The organism is Myxococcus sp. RHSTA-1-4 (assembly GCF_020037125.1).
In the GTDB taxonomy this organism is placed as follows: Bacteria; Myxococcota; Myxococcia; order Myxococcales; family Myxococcaceae; genus Myxococcus.
The window spans coordinates 1-17,707 of sequence record NZ_JAIQDG010000037.1; the positions used below are offsets into that span (position 1 = coordinate 1).

A 17,707-nucleotide genomic window follows, 5' to 3' on the forward strand; every position below is an offset into this window, starting at 1 on the left:
CCCACCTTCGCCAGGGCGTGCCGGTACCAGTCCGGCCAGCCCGGAGGCATGTCCTCGCGCGGTACGCCCCGGAAGGCGCGCACGCGCTCGTTCTGGAAGCTCTCGAAGAAGCTCTCCGCCTGGGCCAGGGGCGCGCGGGGAGCGGACTCGGACGCCTCGGACTGGAGCCGGTCCTCGGGAGGGAGGGACACCGGCACCAGGTGCGTGCCGGGCAGGGCGAGCTGCACGGGGTCCTCGTCCACGGACAGCACCTCGTCTGGTGGCGGGGGCGGGGGAACCGGCGCGAGATGTCCCGGGGACAAATCCACCTCCAGCCCTGCTGCAGCAGAAGAAAGACTCTTCTTCTCGCTCTCCCTCTCCTTCTTCCTTCTAGCGGCGGATGTCCCCGGCGCGTCCGCCGGACGTCCGCCGGACGCCGCGGCGGCCTTGTTGGCGCGCTCGCGGCGTTTTCGCTCGGCTTCCTTCCTCCTCTTTTCAAGGACTTGCACGTAGCGGTCACAGAGGGTGAGCCGGACGCTGTCGCCTTCGCGGACCAGGATTCCGGTGCGCAGCAGCGTCTCCCAGAAGGCGCCGGGTGCGCCCGTCCACCGGACGGCACCCTCGACCGCCTCGCACCAGATGGCCTCGTCCGCGGACGCGTCCCGCGGACGTCCGGCGGACGCGGGAAAGGGCTCGAAGCGTCCGGAGGGCAGGGCCTGCACGGCCCAGATCTGCAGCTCCACGATGGCTCCCAGGAACGCGCGGCGCTCCATGCCCAGCAGGCGCGCGGCGCCCACCACGGCGAGGCTCATGGGAAAGCCCACGTCGACCTGCACCCAATCCAACCCGCCCACGTCACTGCCTCCCATGAGCCCGCGCTCGAAGCGTCAGGCCCCTGCGTGCGTCCGATGCTCGCCGGTGTCCTCGTCCCTGTTCCCCGGTGCGTGGGACACCTCGTCACGCACCTCCCATGCCTGTCGCACCCTGTCGCACCCCGAAGACAGAGGGGCGCCGGGCTCGTGAGCTGATCGCGGCCCACCACTACGACAGAGACGCGTCGTTGATCCAGACCTCCGCGATCTGCTTCGCGATCTGGAACGCGTCTACCCCCTGGGTCCTGCGGCTCGCCGGGGTTCACCTCGGGTATGGTTCGGAAGGGGCGCTGCCTGCGCCGGCAGCGGGGCCTCTACAGCGTGCAACATGGTTTGTGACGTTCTGAAGCCAGGGTAGGTGAAGGTGGTCGGGATCTCACGGACCGTGCATTCCAGGCCGTGATCCCACCCGGATCCGACGCAAAAAAATTTGCGCTCCGGATCAGGCGTTCCTGATCTGCCTACAAAACATCACCCTGGATGTGAATATCCGTTTTTGTGCGTCCCGAGTAGCCTGGGTGGGTGAGCTGCGCAGGGCGCGGCGCACGGGTCTGCACGAGTCCTGCACAATCATTCCTCATGAAGCGCACGGGCGGGCCATCCGGGTTGCACACCGGGGGCCCACCCTGCGCTCATGAACGCACCACCTCTTCCTCCCCGCTCCCCGAGGGCACCTGACGGGGCCCTGCGCCGGGCCCTCCGGTGGCTCGTCGCCCACCACGTCTTCGGCAGCCTGCTCATCGTCGTCTTCGCCACGACGGTCATCGCCTCGCAGGTCGCGGACCGGACGGACTTCGCCAACTCGGAGCTGGCCGCCGGGGTGGAGGACCGCTGGGGCGCTCCGGTCACCCAGCCGGCGCCGTCGCTGCGCTACGTGCACAGCGGCACCATCTTCACCGAGCTGAAGCCGCTGCCCTTCGACCGCCAGCACGTGAAGGTGAAGGCGCAGATGAACTACCGCAAGCGCGGCCTGCGGTACTTCTCCGGCTTCGACTTCACGCTCGACGCGGACTACGCGGTGGTCAACACCGAGGGCCGCGACATCGACGTGGCGTTCATCTTCCCCATCGAGATGAACAAGTCCCAGGTGCTCCTCTCGGAGCTCCAGTTCCTCGTCGATGGCAAGAAGTCCAGCCTGGACCTGGGCGAGTCCGGCAACCGGCTGGTGTGGACGGGCCGCATCGCGAAGGACGCCACGGCGCGCTTCTCCATCCGCTATCGCGCCCGGGGGCTTAACTCGTTCGTCTACAAGCTGGACCCGGCGCTGCCGGCCCGCGACGTCAGCCTCCACTTCGCCGTCGAGGGAGGGGAGAACTACGACTACCCGTCCGGCGTGCTCTCCGCCTCGTCCGTGCAGACGCAGGGCGACGCCGTGACGCTGGACTGGGCCTTCCAGTCCCTGGAGTCGGGTGTGAACCTGGGCGTCATCCTGCCGTCGGAGAAGACGTTCGACGCGATGGTGTCCACCATGGCGGGCCGCGCGTGGGTGCCCTTCGTGGGCCTGCTGGCGCTGCTCGCCGCGCTCGGCCTGCGCCACCGCCGGCGGCTCGCGTTCCACGAGACGTACCTGCTGGCCGCCGTGTACGGCTTCTTCTTCGTGCTGCTCTCGTACCTGGCCGCCTTCATGAACTTCTATGCCGCCTACGCCATCGCCGCCCTCGGCCTGGGCGCGGCGGTGGTGGCCTATGCCCGGTGGCTCTTTCCCAAGGAGCGCGCCACCGTGCTCGCCGGCGTCTGGGGCGCCACCCTGGTGGTCCCCACCGTCGCCGTCATCCTCGAGGGCTACACCGGCCTCATCTACACGCTGGAGATCCTCGCGGCGCTGCTCGGCCTGATGGTGCTCTCCACCCGCGCGAGCGTGCGCGCCTTCATGTCCGACCTCTCGCAGCCCGGTGAGCCGCCTCGCGCCGCCGCCGTGGCCGCCGTTCCTGTCACTCCTGTCACCCCGGAAGCGAGCTGATTCCCATGTCCACCCTGCCTCTCGTCATCGGGCTCCTGCTGGCCACCGCCGACGCGCCGGCCTCGTCTCCCGCGGGCACCGCCACCGTGCCGCTGGAGCAGCTCATTCCCCTCTATGCGCAGCGTGACTCCACGCCGGCCACGCCCCCGCCGCTGGAGGCGCTGGTGAAGACGCAGCTCAAGGGCCGCCTCTCCGCGGACGCCCTCTTCGTGGACGGCCACTTCGACGTGGAGGTGCTCGGGGACAAGCGGTGGACGCAGGTGCGGCTGCTCCAGCTCGACGCGGACACGTACCCCAGCGAGCTGCCCACGCTGGACGACGCCACGGTGGGTGTCGTGGACGGATACCTCTGCCTGCTCACCCGGAAGGCCGGCCGCTATGCCTTCGAGGTGAGCCTCTCCATCCGCTCCCCGGGCACGGGCTCCGAGCGCCTCGCGCAGCTCCGTTTCGCGCCCAGCGTCGCACCGGTGCCGCTGGCGCTGGAGGCGGACACCTCCGCCTTCACGTTGAGGGAGCCGCTGCCCGCGTCCGGAGGCGAGTCCTTCGCCGTCTATCCGGTGCAGGGCGTGTTGCGCGTCGGCTGGCGCACGGCCGTGGCGCAGGTGGCGCAGAGCCAGAAGCCGCAGGTGCGCCCTCCGCTGGAGCCGCGCATCTCCGAGGCCACCGCTTCCTGGGTGTCCACGCTGGAGGGCCGCGCCACGCTGCGCGTGAGCTACGCGTTGAGCCTGGACCGCGAGCAGCCACTGGAGCTGGAGCTGCCCGAGGGGCACCGGCTGGAGCGCATCACCCTCAACTCCATTCCCATTCCCGTCGAGACGCAGGAGGGCTCGTTGAAGCTGAAGGTCGCCCCCGCGCGGCTCGGTGAGACGGGGGGCGCGCTGGACGTGGTGCTGTCGCGCGACCTGGGCGTCTTCCACCTCTCCGGCCAGCTGAAGCTGGCGCTGCCGCGAGTCTCCTGGCCCGTGGCCGAGCTCCGTGCCCGCGCGCACTTCCCCGCCGTGTTCAACTACCGGCGAGAGGGCGGCAGTCTGGAGCAGGTCGAGACCGACGCCGCGTCCGCGAGCGAGGCGGAAGCGGGTCTGCCTGGCAAGGAGCTGCACTTCCGCCAGTACCTGGTGGCGGCCTCCGCGCCCACGCTGGAGCTGGGGTACTCGGTGGACATCTCCAACAGCTACTTCCGCTGAGCGACCGGCGCGGGCGCCGCGACCACCGCGAAGGCGGCGCCCGAGCCCTCGGCCCGCGAGGGCAGCAGCTCCAGCCCCGCGCCGAAGGCCCTCAGCATGGACTGGGAAATCGTCAGCCCCAGCCCGGTGCCACCCCGCTCGCGCGCGGTGGTGAAGAAGGCGTCGAAGATGCGCGCCCGGTTGGACTCGGAGATGCCGCGCCCGTCATCTCTCACCACCACGCGCACCGGGCCCGTACCGTCCGCTTCCACCGCCAGCGCCACCCGCACGCCTTCGCCCCCATGCTGGCGCGCGTTGGTGACGAGCTGCCACAGCACGTCGTCCAGCACCTCCGCAGGCAACGCGACCTCGAGACCGGCCGGCCCCGGAGCCACCTGGACCTCCGCCACGCCCTCCACACGGGCCCGGGCCGCGAGCGCTTCCAGCAGCGGGGCCAGCGCCACCCGCGCGGGCGTGGCCGTCATCGAATCCGCGCGCGCCAGCTCCAGCAGCCGCTGCACCAGCCGTGTCAGGCGCCGCGCGTCCGCGTCGATGTTGGCGAGGAACCGCGCCCGCTGCTCCGGGGACATGGCATCCGCGCTGTCTCGCAGCAACTCCACCGCGCCCTGGATGGAGGCCAGTGGCGTCTTGAACTCATGCGACACGTTGGCGGCGAACGAGCGGATGTACTGGTTCCTGTCCCGCAGCGCGGTGGCCATGCCCGCCAGCGCCTCGGACAGCTCCGCCAGCTCCGCCACCACCGGGCGCGCCACCGGCTCGAAGCCGGACGGAGCGCTCGCGGCGATGGCGCGCGTCTGCTTCACCAGCGCCCGCACCGGCCGGCCCACCAGCGCGGCGGCGGCCAGCGACATCAGCGCCACCGCCCCCAGCAGCACGAGCCCCGTGGCGGTGAGGTTCCACCGGTCCGCATACACGGCCTTGGCGAACGTCATCGGCGTGCGCGCCAGCACCACCGCGCCCCAGACACGGTTTCCCTCCAGCACCGGCAGTGCCACCGAGACGCGGATGCCCGTGTCCCGGCTGAGCGAGGCCAGGGGGGTGTCCTCGGGCTCCGCGTAGCGGCGGCGCAGCACGCTCGCGGGCTCGCCGCGCAGGGCCTTCTGGACCTCCAGGCGGTCCGCCAGCGAGACGCCGAGGGCCTCCGCGCTGCTGCTGCCCACCACCACGCCCTCCGTGTCCACCACGCGGATGCCGGCCAGGGTGGTGGCGCGCACCTTCTCCAGCAGCGGCCCCATGCTCGCGCCCGCCTCCCGGGCGTGGGGCTCCGCGGGGATGCGTGAAGGCTCGGGCGCCTCGTCCGGCGGCAGCGGCGCGTCCGACGCCTTCAGCGAGGGGAGGATGGGCTTCAGCCGCTTGTCGTCCGGAATGGGGAAGGGCCAGCGCGCCGTGCGCACCCGGCCGTAGTCCTCCACGCCCGCCACCTCGCGCAGCCTCGAGCGGTACACCTCCGCCACCACCGCGCCCTGGGCGATGAGCTCCGACTCCGTCTGCCGGATGAGCTGGTCATCATAGACGCGCACGAAGGACAGGCCCGCGAGCGTCAGCACGAAGCCGGCCACGCCCACCGCGGCGAAGACCATCCACAGGCGCGGGCGCGCACGCCGCTCAGGGGAGGGCGAGCCGATAACCAAGGCCATGCACCGTCTCGATGACTTCTCCGCCGGCCGCGGCGAACTTCTGCCGGACCCGGCGGATGTGGCTGTCGATGGTGCGGTCGCTCACCACCACGTCGTCATAGACGCGCGTCATCAGCTCGTCGCGCGTGAAGACCTTGCCGGGCACGCGCAGCAGCGTGGCCAGGAGCTGGAACTCGGTGACGGTGAGCACCACCTCGTGCTCGCCCCACCAGGCGCGCCAGCGCTCTGAATCCATGCGCAGCGGGCCGCGCGCCTGCATCCGGGACGTGGCCGGGCCGGGCTCCGGAGAAGGGGCAGGGGAGGGGCGGGCGCGCCGCAGCACCGCCTTCACCCGTGCCACCAGCTCGCGCGGGCTGAAGGGCTTGGTGAGGTAGTCGTCGCCTCCCAGCTCGAGCCCGAGGATTCGGTCCACCTCGTCGTCGCGCGAGGAGAGGAAGACGATGGGAAGCTCGTGCTTGCGCCGGACCTCCCGGCACACGCCGAGCCCGTCCAGCTCCGGCATCATGATGTCCAGGACGATGAGCGCGGGCACGGAGCGCTCCACCTTCTCCAGCGCGGCCCGGCCGTCCGCGGCCTCCTCCACGCGGAAGCCTCCCTGCTCCAGCGCGAAGCGGACGATTTCGCGCAGGTGCGGATCATCATCAACGACGAGGACGGTGGGACGTTCAGCCACGGGTGCTCCGCGCGGGTGCGGCGGGCGGAGTCTACACCGGGGACTGCAAGGGGGCGGGGTACACCGTCACCGGGTACCCCGCCGTGCGCGCTAGCCGCGCCGGGAACGCCGACGCGGGCGCGGAATCGCCACTGCAGCGGCGATCAGCAGAATGACTGGAATGAAAACGAGCATCGTCTGGGCCATCACCGTCGCCCTCCTTTCAGGAAGTCGCGCACTATGTCGCGCCCCTCTGACGTCCCCGTCGGGGCTTTCCTGAAAACACATTTAAACGGGCGTGTGACATTTAGGAAGTAGTACGGTGACTCCGGAATTCTATTGCGCCACCGTCAGAGCAACTCGCGGGTGAGTACCTCGGAGCGCTCGGTGTCGTTCCAGGTGACCTTCCGGGTCTCCCGGCCATTGAAGTACATGGCCTCCTTGTCGCTGATGAGCTTCCGGATGGTGACGCGGGAGAGGTACCGGCCCTCGTCGACGCCGTGGGACAGCTCGTAGCGGGGGACGGCGGCGGGCACCTCGCCCAGCCGGAGGCGGATCTCCCCCACGGTGTCCACGTAGTCCGCCAGGGACTCGAGCTGCGTCAGCGCCCGCCGCAGCACCTTGTCGGTGTGCTTGCTGATGACCCTGTCCCAGAACAGGTAGCCGGCGCCCAGCGTGGCGGCGCTGGTGAAGAACATGAAGAAGCCCAGCGCGGGGTCCAGGTACCGGTTGCGCGTCAGGCCCTTGTCGGTGGCGGCCTCGCTGAGGATGTCCTTCATGGCCTCCACCGCCGTCCGGTGCGCCATCTGGAGCCACTCGCGCGCGTCCCTCTCCGCGCCGAGCAGCAGCCAGCAGAAGCCCAGGTGCAGGGCGATGAGCGAGGTGCGCGCCTTGTCCCGCTCCATGCCCAGCGCATCCGTGAAGCTGGCGCGCGCGGCCTTGAGCAGCTCCAGGCGTTCGTCTCGTGTGCGGTGCGGCTTCAGCGCTGCTTCCAGGTGGATGCGCCCCGCATGGAAGGGGCCTTCCTGGAGCTGACGCGCGTCGCGGTGGAGCCGCCGCAGCAGCGTGAGCTGCTCTTCCTGCGTGCCCAGGAGCGTCTCCACCAGCGGAGCCACGGCCGACTCATCCAGACGACCCCCCGCGGGACGGGTCACCGCCACGACGAGGTCATCCCAGCTGGCCATGCGCGAACTCCGATGTGCTGTAGCGACCATGGATGCGGCCCACCCCCTGCATCACGAGTCTGCCACAACGGGCATGGCGACAATGCATTGCCGGCCGCCACGGCGCGCTTCACGCCGGAGCCGCGGGCTCCAGCGAGGCGAGGAAGCGCAGCGCTTTCAGGCTCGGCAGAAAAAAATACCCTCCGCCCCTCGTGGTCACGAAGCGCCGCAGGTCCGCCATGCACTGGCGCACCGGACGCTGGGGGATGACGAGCCGTCCACCGCCGTCTCCCGAGAGTGGGTCTTCCGCGCCCTCCACCCCCTGGAGCTGGTCGAAGTGCACCCAGCTTCGCTGGACGAACTCGAACTGCCGTCCCAGGCTGGTGTTGAGCGCGATGAAGAGCAGGCCCCGTCCGCTGCCGTCCTCGTAGTTGAAGCCCCGCCGCAGCAGGCGGTGGCGCCGCGTCACCTGCCTGGACACCCGGCGCGAAGGAGGCAGGGCGTCGCGAGGGTTGCATCGCCGCGCGTGTGCCGTCACCGGACAGCCGTACCCATGCGGGTCGTCGCGCGCGTAGAGGAAGCCGTTGTCGACGTCCTTCGGGCCGCTCCGGGACACGCGCGGGGGTCTGGCCTTCTCGCGGCGGGACAGGAAGGGAAGCAGGCGGTGCAGCGGGCAGCGCTTCGCCGCCGTCAGGGGCGCGCCGTTGCGCCAGCGGCCCACCAGCTTCGCCGCCAGCCATTCGCGTTGATCCTCCGGCTTGCCCTCGGGTGCGAGCGAGGCGTTCGTCGCGAGGAAGCCGTTGAACGCCTCCACGTCCTGCTCCAGCTTGCGCAGCACCAGGTAGCTGCCGTTGTGGCCCAGGTCTCGCCAGCCCGCGTGGCCCGGGCTCCCGGGCAGCTCGCGCGCCGCGCCGAGGTGCTCCGGCACGCAGGGGGACAGCGGGTACTCCGCGTACTCGTTGGGGTGGCCGAGGATGAACTCCCCGCGCTTCACGGGCCGGTCATAGTCACGCGGGTGGCCGGCGGGGTCCTTGAAGCCCTCGATTCGCGGCTGCGACAGGCCGTCCAGGAAGCCGAAGTGGTCCCGGAAGTAGCCGGGCGGGTCGCCGGGCTCGTGCCGGCGCAGGCCTCGCTGCACGTGGACCTCCCGCAGTCCCTGCTGCCCCGCGAGCATGGCGTGGTGATGGAGCAGCTCGTCCATCCGCGCCTCATCCGCCGCGTAGAGCATGAGCAGCACATGGAGGTCGTCCTCGAAGCGTGTTCCGCCGAGCTGCCACCCGTCCGGGTCATTGGCTCCCACGTCGCGCAGGTGCTCGCGCGCGCGGCGCGCCATGCCCTCGCGAAGCTCGAAGGGCAGGGAGGCCAACACCTCCTCGGGCAGTCCGAGCGCCGCGAGCCCCCGCGGCGTCAGCGCGAGGTTGACGCGCGAGTAGTCCTTTCCCTCCTCGCGCGCCTTCCGCTGGTGCTTCACCGGGTCCGCCGTGGTGATGACCCCGCTGGCCAGCTCGCGCAGCCAGGTCCGGCAGCGGCTCGCGTCCTCGATGCGAAGGAACTGCAGCGCCAGCGCGTTCATCTCCTTGTAGCCGTGCAGCAGCAGCCCCTGGATGTCATCCAGCACCAGCGGCGGCGGCTGCTCCGAGGGGCGCGGGCGTGCCGAGGGGGAGGCTCGGCGGGATTCCAGGTCGGTGGAGTACACGGTGCTTCCTCCAGGTCTCTCCCAGCCAGCCGCGAAGGGCGGCGGAGAGCGTGGACAGCGAGTGGGTGAGCAGGGCGGGGAGCCGCGGCAGCGCGCGGCCCGGGTCGCATGCGCCACGGGACAGGAACGCGGCGAAGGCGCGGCGCGCGGCCCAGTCCCGGAGCGGCCGGTCGATGCGCTCGCGCGCGAGCAACTCCCGCAGCCGGAGCGCGTTGTGCAGCAGGAGGACGGAGTGCCGCTGGGCGGGACCCCCGTCGAGGGCGGCGCTGTACCAGACACGCGTGGGCACCTCGTGCCCGCGCAGCCATGCCTTGAAGGGCTCCACCGGGAGCTGCTTCCGCCACCTCCGCCACCAAGGCTGGGGGACGAGGCCGCGCGTCCTCTGGGGGAACCCGTCGGTCTGGCTCCAGATGAACTCCAGGAACTGGCGCACGTCCTCGTGGTCGACGAACGCGTCGATGTACGCCTCCCAGCTGTCGTCGTAGTTGCTGAAGAAGATGAGGTGGTGTGGCCCGCCGTCCCTGCTCGAGTAGAGCAGCCAGCGCGCGCAGTGGATGGTCTGGATGTGGTTCAGCCCCACCAGGTAGCGGCGGAGGCGGAGGTTCACGCTGGGCAGGGCGGCCTTCGCCAGCTTCACCGCCACCGGTCCTCCGGTGATGCGCGCCACATGCACCATGGGGTTCTGCACCATGGCGTCGCTCGGGGGCGGGGGACTTCGGGCCGCGGTCAGCTCCGGCGCGCAGGGGCCCCACTGCCTCGGAGGCTGCTTCGGGCCGAAGAGGCGCATCCACAGCCTCAGCCCCAGCACCACCGGCCGGGACCAGAGATTGCGGTAGAAGAGGTACGCCACCGTGGCCGTGGCCGCGGAGCCCCGGGCGGCGCGCAATCGCCGCCTCCAGTCGGGGTCGAACACGGTGGATGATTCCGCCAGCGCCACGTCCCGCAGCTCCCGGTGCAGGTGGGGCAGCTCGCCGCGTCCTCCGCGCCAGGGCGTCTTCGCGAGCTGACGGGCCCGCTCGTCCAGGTGCTGGTTCACCGCGCGCAGCACACCCACCGCTTCCCGCACCTCCTCGGGGGCCTCGAAGCGATAGACGAAGTCCACGTGCCGGGCGGTGGTTTCCGCGCGGTGCCGCAGCAGGTACGCCTCCACTGCGTCCGGGTCCGCCAGCCCCGCCGCCGGGTAGTCCCGGCACGTGCGGTAGACGTCGTCGAACACGCTGGCCTCGCGAGCGCCCTGCGCGCGAAGGCCGCGGAGCCACGAGACGAGCCCGTGGATGAGCTGCCGGTCGAGCTGGAGCGCGCCTCCCGTGCCGTCGGGGACGGTGAAGTCGGCGCCGAAGACGAGCCTGCACTCCCTCTGCCCGTCCGCGCTCTCCGGTGCGGTCAGGTCGATGAGGGCCCAGCGCGCGAAGTGCAGGCCGGGCACGCCGGCGAAGAGCCCGGTGCGAAGCCGGGCGGCCTCCGCCAGCCGCGCCTCCAGCTCCGCGAGCGCTTCAGGACGGATGTCCGTGATGACGGTCGCTGTGCCATGGCGCATGGTCATCCCTCCCTGGATGCGGACTCCCCGGAGCGAATGCCCGCTCCGCAGATGTGACGCTGACCGGAGACCGTGAGAACAGGCGCGGCTCCGGGGGCTGCGCCTGCTTGCCCCACCCCGTGGCCCGAGGGCGCACAGGTGCCCGCGATGCCCGCCTCGGAGCGGAGGGCGATGCGAGCCCCCGTGCCCGAGAGGACGGACGGGGCAGCTACCGGGCGATTCCTTGTTGTGCCAGGAGCCCGTTCCTAACGTGAACGGGTGGCCGCCGGGCGCGTGCCGAAGCGGGGGGAAGTCGGCGATGCCAGGAGAATGGACCAGTGACGAGGAGGCGCGCCGGGACTCCGCGCGAACACGGGGGCCCGATACGGACGCGTTCGACCGCGAGGATTTCGACGACAGCTTCCTGCGTCTGGTGGCGCGCGCCTCCGTGCCGCCCCGCCTGCCCGTGCCGGGCATGCGGCTGGGGGACCGGGATGGACGGCGCTACGAGGTACTCGAGGAACTGGGCGGTGGCGCCATGGGCCAGGTCTTCCGCGCCATGGACACCGAGCTCCAGCGGCGCGTGGCGCTGAAGTTCCTCATTCCCCACGAGTCACTGGCGGAAGCGCCCATGGTGGCCCTGCTGCGGCAGGAGGGACGGGCCATCGCGCAGCTCGACCACGAGCACATCGTCCGCATCTTCAACGTGGACCTCTGGAGCAGCGAGCCGGGAGAGCCCCCGCTCCCCTTCCTCGTCATGGAGTGCCTGGAGGGCGAGTCCCTGTCCGCGCTCCTGCGGCGGGGGCGGCCGAACCCGCGCAGGGCCATGGAGATACTCGACGCGGTGGCCGCGGGGCTCGCGCACGCGCACGAGCACCACATCGTCCACCGCGACCTGAAGCCCAGCAACGTCTTCATCACCCGCAAGGGCGTGGTGAAGATTCTCGACTTCGGCCTCGCGTGGCTGGCCGCCGCGAGCGCACCGCCCGACGTGGCGCTGTCCACCGCGGGCACGCCCCCGTACATGGCGCCCGAGCAGTGGCGCGGCGAGGCGCAGGACGCGCGCACCGACCTGTGGGCGGCGGGCGTGCTGCTGTTCGAGATGCTCACGGGCGAGCCTCCCTACATGGGCCTGCCCGAGGAGATTCGCGCGCGCGTCACCTCTCCGGACCCGGTCCCCTCCGTGCGCGAGCGCGTCCCCACGCTGCCGGAGACGGTGGACCGGCTGCTGGCGTTGCTGCTGGCCAAGAACCCCGCGGAGCGGCTGGGCTCCGCGGTGGAGCTGCGCGAGCGGCTGCGCCAGGTGGAGGAGGGACTGGCGCCCCGCCGCAAGGTGTCCCCGAGCGCGACGCCCCAGCGGCGGCAGGTGACGCTGGTGGCCTGCCGGCTCGCGGACGTGGCCGGGCTGACGGCGCGGCTGGACCCGGAGGACGTGGGCGAGCTGGAAGCGGCGTTCCACCAGACCTGCACGGACGTCATCCAGGAGCATGGAGGCTCCATCGTCCTGTGCGTGGGGGAGGAGGTGCTCGGCTGCTTCGGGCACCCGGTGGCGCGGGAGGACGACTCGGAGCGCGCCGTGAACGCGGCGCTGCGCCTGGCATCGGCCGTGGCGCCCGCGCTCCAGGAGTCACTGCTGCTGCCTCCGGGGCGCGAGCTGGCCCTGCAGGTGGGCATCCACACGGACATGGTGGTGCTGGACGAGGCGTCCATCCAGGGGGAGGCCCCTCGCATGGCCACCTGGCTTGCGCGGCAGGCGCGGCCCGGCACGGCGTGCCTCAGCGAGTCCACGCTGACGCTGGTCCGCGGGGCCTTCGAGACGCACCCCATGGAGCCCGTGCGCTTCACGGGCCTGTCCGGCGTGCGCGACGTGACAGTCCATGAAGTGCTGCGCCCGCGCCGCGTGGCGAGCCGGTTCGACCGCTCGCTGGTGGCCCGCCCGCTCACGCCGCTGGTGGGGCGGCGCGCGGAGCTGCGCCGCCTGCTGGACTGGTGGGAGGAGGCGCGCGGTGGGCATGGCGTGTGCGGCCTCATCACCGGCGAGGCGGGCATGGGCAAGTCGCGCCTGCTGCGCGAGGTTCGCGAGCGCGTGGCCCCGCTCATGCCCATCCGGCTGCGGAGCCAGTGCTGGCCCCAGTCGGCCACCAGCGCCTTCGCGCCCGTCATCGACGTGCTGCGCCACCTGCTGCAGCTCGACACGGAGGGCACGCCCGCGCAGCACCGCGCACGGCTGGAGATGGGGCTGGGCGCGCTTGGCCTGGGACACCAGCGCACATGGGTGCTGTCGGGCCTGGTGGGGCTGCCCGCGGACGAGGGCGCGCCGCACCTGCGCTACACGCCGGACCGGCTGAAGCAGGAGACGTTGGAGGCGCTGACGGCCCTGCTGCTGCGGCTGGCGGAGGACCGGCCGGTGCTCGCCGAGCTGGAGGACCTGCACTGGGCCGACCCCTCCACGCTCCAGCTCCTGGGCGTGCTCCTGGACAAGCTGCCCCAGGTGCGTGCGTGCGTGCTGCTCACCGCGCGGCCCGACTTCCGTCCGCCCTGGCCCACCCGCGAGTCCCTCCGCCGGCTCTCGCTGGAGCGGCTGCCGGCCGCCATTGCCGGCGAGCTGGTGCGCAAGGCGGCGGGGCGGCAGTCGCTGCCCTCGGAGGTGGTGGCGCGCCTGGTGGAGAAGACGGACGGCGTCCCCCTCTTCGCGGAGGAGCTGACGCGCACGGTGGTGGAGCGCCCCGGCACCGAGGGGCTTCCGTCCGCGGCGCTGAGCTCGCCCGTGCCCCTGTCCCTCCGGGAGCTGCTCCTCACGCGGCTGGACCGGCTTCCGTCGTCGCAGAAGGAGCTGGCCCAGCTCTGCGCCGTCGTGGGCCGCAGCTTCTCGCACGCGCTGCTGACGTCGCTGTCCAGCCGGGGGGACGCGGCGCTGCGCAAGGACCTGGCCGGGCTCGTCGGGGAGGGGCTGCTCCAGCCGGAGGAGGCCACGGAGCCGCGCTTCTGCTTCCGGCACGCGCTCATCCAGGACGCGGCCTCGGACTCGCTGCCCAAGCACCTGCGGCGGCAGTACCACCGCCGCGTCGCCCGGGTGCTAGCGGAGCAGTTCCCCGAGATGTCCGAGGCGCAGCCGGAGCTGCTGGCCTGGCACTACACGGAGTCCGGGCAGGTGGAGGCCGCCGTGCGCTGGTGGGCACGCGCGGGCGAGCTGGCCAGCCGCCGCTCGGCAAACGTGGAGGCCCTCAGCCACTTCCGGCAAGCGCTGGAGCTGCTGCGCACGCTGCCTCCCTCCCGCGAGCGCTCCGGGCAGGAGCTGAAGCTGCTGATGGCCCTGGCGCTGCCGCTGGTGCAGGTCCAGGGCTACCACTCGCCCGAGGGCGAGCAGGTGTATCCGCGCATCCGGGAGCTGATGCACGAGGTGGAGGAGGACCTGCCCCGGCTGGAGCCGCCCTACTGGGTCGCCTTCTCCCATGCCTTCGCGCGGGCCCGGTGGGACGAGGCGCACGAGGTGGCGGAGCGGCTGGTCCGCCTGGGCCGGGGCCATGGCCTGCGCGAGCTGCTGGCGCTGGGCTACCGGATGATGGCCACCGACTTCTTCACCTGGGGCAAGGTGCACGCCGCGCTGGAGCACGTGGAGCTGGCGCTCGCCTTCTCCGACGTGGGGCTGGAGCAGCACCAGGTGCTCGCGGTGAAGCACTGGGTCAACCCGCGCGTGGCGGCCCTGGCCTACGCGGCGGTGTTGCACGCAGTGCTGGACGCGCCGGAGCGCTCGCGCGAGCACGCCCGGCTGGCGCTGCGGCTGGCCATGGACATCGGCCACCCCAACACGACGGCCTTCGCGTTGCTGTACTCGGCGCTGGCATGCCAGCTCCGCCGCGAGCCTCGCGAGGCGCTGGAGTTGTGCGACCGCAACATCGCGCTGTCACGCGAGCACCACTTCCGGTTGTGGCTGGGCTGGGCCACGCTCATCCGGGCGTGGGCGCTGGCCATGCTGGGCAGCGCGCGCGACGGGCTGGCGCTGATGCAGGCGGCGCTGGGGCAGTGGCGGCGCTCCGGCGTCGAGGCGGGAATGCCGCACAACCTGGGCATGCTGTCGGAGATCCACCTGCTGCTGGGGCAGTTCTCCGCGGCGCTGGAGACGGTGCGCGAGGCGCTGGACGTGGTCGAGTCGTACGGCGAGCGCTCCTACGAGGTGGTGCTGCGCGGTCTGGAGGCGGAGGCGCTGCGGGGGCTGGGCAGGGAGGCCGAGGCCCACGAGGCCTACGCCCGGGCGCTGCGCGTGGCGGAGGCCCAGGGCGCGCTGGGCTATGACCGGATGGTGCGTGAGCGCAGGCTCGGACATCCGCGGGTGGAGATGTCGGTGTCGCTGGGCTCCCAGATGGAGGGCCCCTCGCCCGGTGCGTGAGCGGACGGCAATTCCGGAGTGCGTCACGTTCGCGCGGAGGTGACTCCTCCAGGCAGGCAATGAGCAGGAGCGTGACGCGATGATTTCACCGACGATGGGACCGGGGGAGGGCGCGGAGGGCGAAGGGCTCGCGTCTCGTGAGCAGTTGGAGGCGCGGATCCACGCGCTCTGCCTTCAGGGGGCGTACGGCCAGGCGGTGGAGCTGGCGATGCGTTCCTACGGGCCGGAGCTCCGGCGGCTGATGGCCTCCGTGCTCCACCACCCGGAGCTGGCGAAGGACGCCTTCAGCCTCTTCAGCGAGAACCTGGTGAAGGGGCTGCCAGGCTTCCGGTGGGAGAGCTCGTTCCGGACGTGGGCGTACCGGCTGGCGCGCAATGCCTGCTACCACCAGCTCCATGCACCCGCGTCGCGCGAGCAGCCCGTGAGCGAGCCCGGGGCCAACGAGCCACAGCGTATCCGCACGGACACCCATCCCTGGCAGCGCACCGCCATCAAGGAGCGCTTCCGCGCGCTGCGGGAGCAGCTCGAGCCGCACGAGCGGCTGCTGTTGATGTTGCGCGTGGACCAGCGCCTGCCCTGGACGGAGATTGCCCGGGTGATGGGGGAGCCCGATGAGCCCCTCACCCGGGCGGCGCTGAACCGCCGCGCCACGGCGCTGCGCCAGCAGTTCCAGCGCGTGAAGGCGCGGCTGCGGGCGCTCGCCATCGAACAGGGCGTCATCCCGGCCGACCGGCTGGACGCGTAGGCCTATCGCGCCGCGACGCTCCGGAGCAGGGGCCGGGCCTTCTCCAGTAGCGCGAGGAACTCTTCCCGCTCCGCGTTGCCGGCGGGCGTGGCCGCGCGGGCAATCTCCCGCACCGACTCGATGCTCCAGCGGTCCGCGTGGGGGCTGCGCCGCAGCAACTCCGCCGCGCCCATCACCGCCGTCGCGAAGCGCAGGTCGGCGCTGGCGTCCCCGAATGTGCCAGCAAGCGCTCCGGCGGGGAAGGGGTAGACGCGTTCGGTGGCGGACTCGCCGCGCGGCCGCTTGGCGCGCACGCGCACCGTGGCCAGTCCTTCTCCGGCGCCGGGCTTCAGCTCCAGCTCGTACAGCGCGGTGACGGTGTGGCCGGAGCCAATCTCTCCCGCGTCCACGCGGTCATTCCGGAAGTCGCGGTCCGCGATGTCCCGGTTCTCGTAGCCCACCAGCCGGTAGCGGGCCACCTGCGCGGGGTTGAACTCCACCTGCACCTTCACGTCCTGCGCGATGACCTCCAGCGTCCCACCGAGCTGCTCCTGGAAGATGCGCCGCGCGGCCATCAGCGAGTCCACGTAGTAGTGGTTGCCGTTCCCCTGGTCCGCGAGCTGCTCCATCATGGTGTCCTGGTAGTTGCCCATGCCGAAGCCCACGGTGGTGACGGTGATGCCCTCCTTCACGTGGCCGCGGATGGTCTTGAGGATGTCCGCGTGGTTCGTCGTGCCCACGTTGGCGTCTCCGTCCGAGAGGATGACGACCCGCGAGAGGGAGGCGCCGTCCAGCGTCTTCATGGCCTCCTGGTAGGCCAGCTCGATGCCCGAGGCCATCGCCGTGGAGCCACCGGCGGACAGCTCCTCGATGGCGGCGTGGATGCGTGCCTTGTGCTCCATGCCGGTGGGCGGCAGCACGCGCCGCACGCTGCCGGCGTACGTCACCAGCGCCACCGTGTCGCCGTCGCGCAGCTGGTCCACCAGCATGCGCAGCGCGCGCTTCGCCAGCGGCAGCCGGTCCGGTGACTGCATCGAGCCGGACACGTCCACCAGGAAGGTGAGGTGCGCGGGCTTGCGCTCGGACACGCTGAGACGCCGGCCCTGCACGCCCACGCGCAGCAGGTGGCGGCCCGGCGTGTACGGCGAAGGCGCGGCGTCCAGATGCACGGCCAGCGGGCCGTCGCTCGCGGCGGGCGCGGGGTACGTGTAGCGGAAGTAGTTGAGGAACTCCTCCACGCGCACCGCCTCCTTCGGCGGCAGCGCTCCCTCCAGCAGCTTGCGCCGCGCCAGCGTGTACGACGCGGTGTCCACGTCCACGGCGAAGGTGGAGAGCCGGTCCTCCGCCGCCGTCACGAAGGGATTCACCCCGTAGTCACGATAGCCCTCGCCCGAGGAGGGCGGCTCGGCGGGGGCGCGTCCGAGGTGCTTGCCCCCGAGCGCGGCCGTGGAGCCCATGCCCGTGAAGCTTCCGCTTCCAGTGCCGTAGCTCGAGACGCCGCCCCCGCGCCCCTTCGTGCCGATTCCGCCGATGCCGGCAGTGTTTCCACCCCCCAGGCCGCCACCTCCGGCGCCGATGCCCCGCAGCCCCAGCCCTCCCATCTTCCCTTCATCAGCCGTCTTTCCGAGGGACTTCGCGGCCGGGTCGATGAGGAGTGCGTTCGAAGACGGTGCCTTGCTCAGGGCAGGTGCGTCGGCGGAGGGGAGGATGACGAGCTTCGCCACCTTCGCTTCTTCCCCTGTCGCGGGCGCTTCGGGCCGAGCCGCCGCGGAGTCCCTGTCTTCTCGTGAGCGACAACCCGATGCCGCGCCCACCATGAAGAGTGCACAGACGACTCCCGTGACGGCCGTGTGGATCCGCCTCATTCACTGCCTCCGTTGTCTTGGATTCGCGAAGGCGTCCGACAGCCGCGCGCGGAGAAGGTTCCCGCGACGTCG

The 17,707-nt window shown here is 71.7% G+C and carries 10 protein-coding genes and 1 pseudogene; 4 read left to right on the forward strand and 7 right to left on the reverse strand.

Going from position 1 to position 17,707, the window contains the following annotated elements; genetic code table 11:
• Positions 1–848 (reverse strand): annotated as a pseudogene (locus K8638_RS36140) (hypothetical protein); the annotation flags it as partial.
• 637 nt (positions 849–1,485) lie between these two features.
• Between K8638_RS36140 and K8638_RS36145 the strand changes: the two are divergent.
• Together K8638_RS36145 and K8638_RS36150 are read left to right on the forward strand one after the other, a co-directional pair.
• Positions 1,486–2,811: a hypothetical protein gene (locus tag K8638_RS36145; protein WP_223759273.1), complete on the forward strand. Its 1,326-nt coding sequence runs from the start codon at positions 1,486–1,488 to the stop codon at positions 2,809–2,811.
• A 5-nt stretch (positions 2,812–2,816) separates the two neighbouring features.
• Positions 2,817–3,995, forward strand: coding sequence for a hypothetical protein (locus K8638_RS36150; RefSeq protein ID WP_223759274.1), 1,179 nt, complete (start codon positions 2,817–2,819; stop codon positions 3,993–3,995).
• On the opposite strand, the gene K8638_RS36155 is transcribed toward K8638_RS36150, so the two are convergent.
• The 5 genes from K8638_RS36155 to K8638_RS36175 all read right to left on the reverse strand — a co-directional run bounded on the left by K8638_RS36155 (position 3,983) and on the right by K8638_RS36175 (position 10,680).
• Positions 3,983–5,632 (reverse strand): histidine kinase dimerization/phospho-acceptor domain-containing protein, encoded by a 1,650-nt coding sequence (locus K8638_RS36155; protein WP_223759275.1) that lies wholly within the window; start codon positions 5,630–5,632, stop codon positions 3,983–3,985. The genes K8638_RS36150 and K8638_RS36155 overlap by 13 nt on opposite strands.
• Positions 5,601–6,305, reverse strand: a complete 705-nt coding sequence (locus K8638_RS45415) for a response regulator transcription factor (RefSeq protein ID WP_223759276.1) — start codon at positions 6,303–6,305, stop codon at positions 5,601–5,603. The genes K8638_RS36155 and K8638_RS45415 overlap by 32 nt, the downstream gene beginning before the upstream one ends.
• 329 nt (positions 6,306–6,634) lie before the next feature.
• Positions 6,635–7,468, reverse strand: coding sequence for a hypothetical protein (locus K8638_RS36165; protein ID WP_223759277.1), 834 nt, complete (start codon positions 7,466–7,468; stop codon positions 6,635–6,637).
• Positions 7,469–7,577: 109 nt separating this feature from the next.
• On the reverse strand, positions 7,578–9,143 hold the full coding sequence (locus tag K8638_RS36170) for a Dyp-type peroxidase domain-containing protein (protein ID WP_223759278.1): 1,566 nt from the start codon (positions 9,141–9,143) through the stop codon (positions 7,578–7,580).
• Entirely contained in the window at positions 9,055–10,680 is a 1,626-nt protein-coding gene (locus tag K8638_RS36175; RefSeq protein ID WP_223759279.1) for a hypothetical protein, read from the reverse strand. The genes K8638_RS36170 and K8638_RS36175 overlap by 89 nt, the downstream gene beginning before the upstream one ends.
• Positions 10,681–10,978: 298 nt before the next feature.
• Here K8638_RS36175 and K8638_RS36180 point away from each other — a divergent pair, with 298 nt between their 5' ends.
• Both K8638_RS36180 and K8638_RS36185 read left to right on the forward strand, forming a co-directional pair.
• Entirely contained in the window at positions 10,979–15,046 is a 4,068-nt protein-coding gene (locus K8638_RS36180) for a protein kinase (RefSeq protein ID WP_223759280.1), read from the forward strand.
• A 79-nt stretch (positions 15,047–15,125) separates the two neighbouring features.
• Positions 15,126–15,791, forward strand: coding sequence for an RNA polymerase sigma factor (locus tag K8638_RS36185; RefSeq protein WP_223759281.1), 666 nt, complete (start codon positions 15,126–15,128; stop codon positions 15,789–15,791).
• 2 nt (positions 15,792–15,793) lie between these two features.
• Here the strand turns inward: K8638_RS36185 and K8638_RS36190 are convergent, their stop codons facing one another.
• Complete coding sequence (locus tag K8638_RS36190) at positions 15,794–17,635, reverse strand: VWA domain-containing protein (protein WP_223759282.1); 1,842 nt, start codon at positions 17,633–17,635, stop codon at positions 15,794–15,796.
• Positions 17,636–17,707: the final 72 nt, after the last annotated feature.

Excerpts from the sequence above, each read along its gene's own strand:
- K8638_RS36175 (WP_223759279.1), bottom strand. The coding sequence starts at position 10,680 with ATGCGCCATGGCACAGCGACCGTCATCACGGACATCCGTCCTGAAGCG.
- K8638_RS36165 (WP_223759277.1), bottom strand. The coding sequence starts at position 7,468 with ATGGCCAGCTGGGATGACCTCGTCGTGGCGGTGACCCGTCCCGCGGGG.
- K8638_RS36190 (WP_223759282.1), bottom strand. The coding sequence starts at position 17,635 with ATGAGGCGGATCCACACGGCCGTCACGGGAGTCGTCTGTGCACTCTTC.
- K8638_RS36150 (WP_223759274.1), top strand. The coding sequence starts at position 2,817 with ATGTCCACCCTGCCTCTCGTCATCGGGCTCCTGCTGGCCACCGCCGAC.
- K8638_RS36185 (WP_223759281.1), top strand. The coding sequence starts at position 15,126 with ATGATTTCACCGACGATGGGACCGGGGGAGGGCGCGGAGGGCGAAGGG.
- K8638_RS36155 (WP_223759275.1), bottom strand. The coding sequence starts at position 5,632 with ATGGCCTTGGTTATCGGCTCGCCCTCCCCTGAGCGGCGTGCGCGCCCG.
- K8638_RS36180 (WP_223759280.1), top strand. The coding sequence starts at position 10,979 with ATGCCAGGAGAATGGACCAGTGACGAGGAGGCGCGCCGGGACTCCGCG.
- K8638_RS36145 (WP_223759273.1), top strand. The coding sequence starts at position 1,486 with ATGAACGCACCACCTCTTCCTCCCCGCTCCCCGAGGGCACCTGACGGG.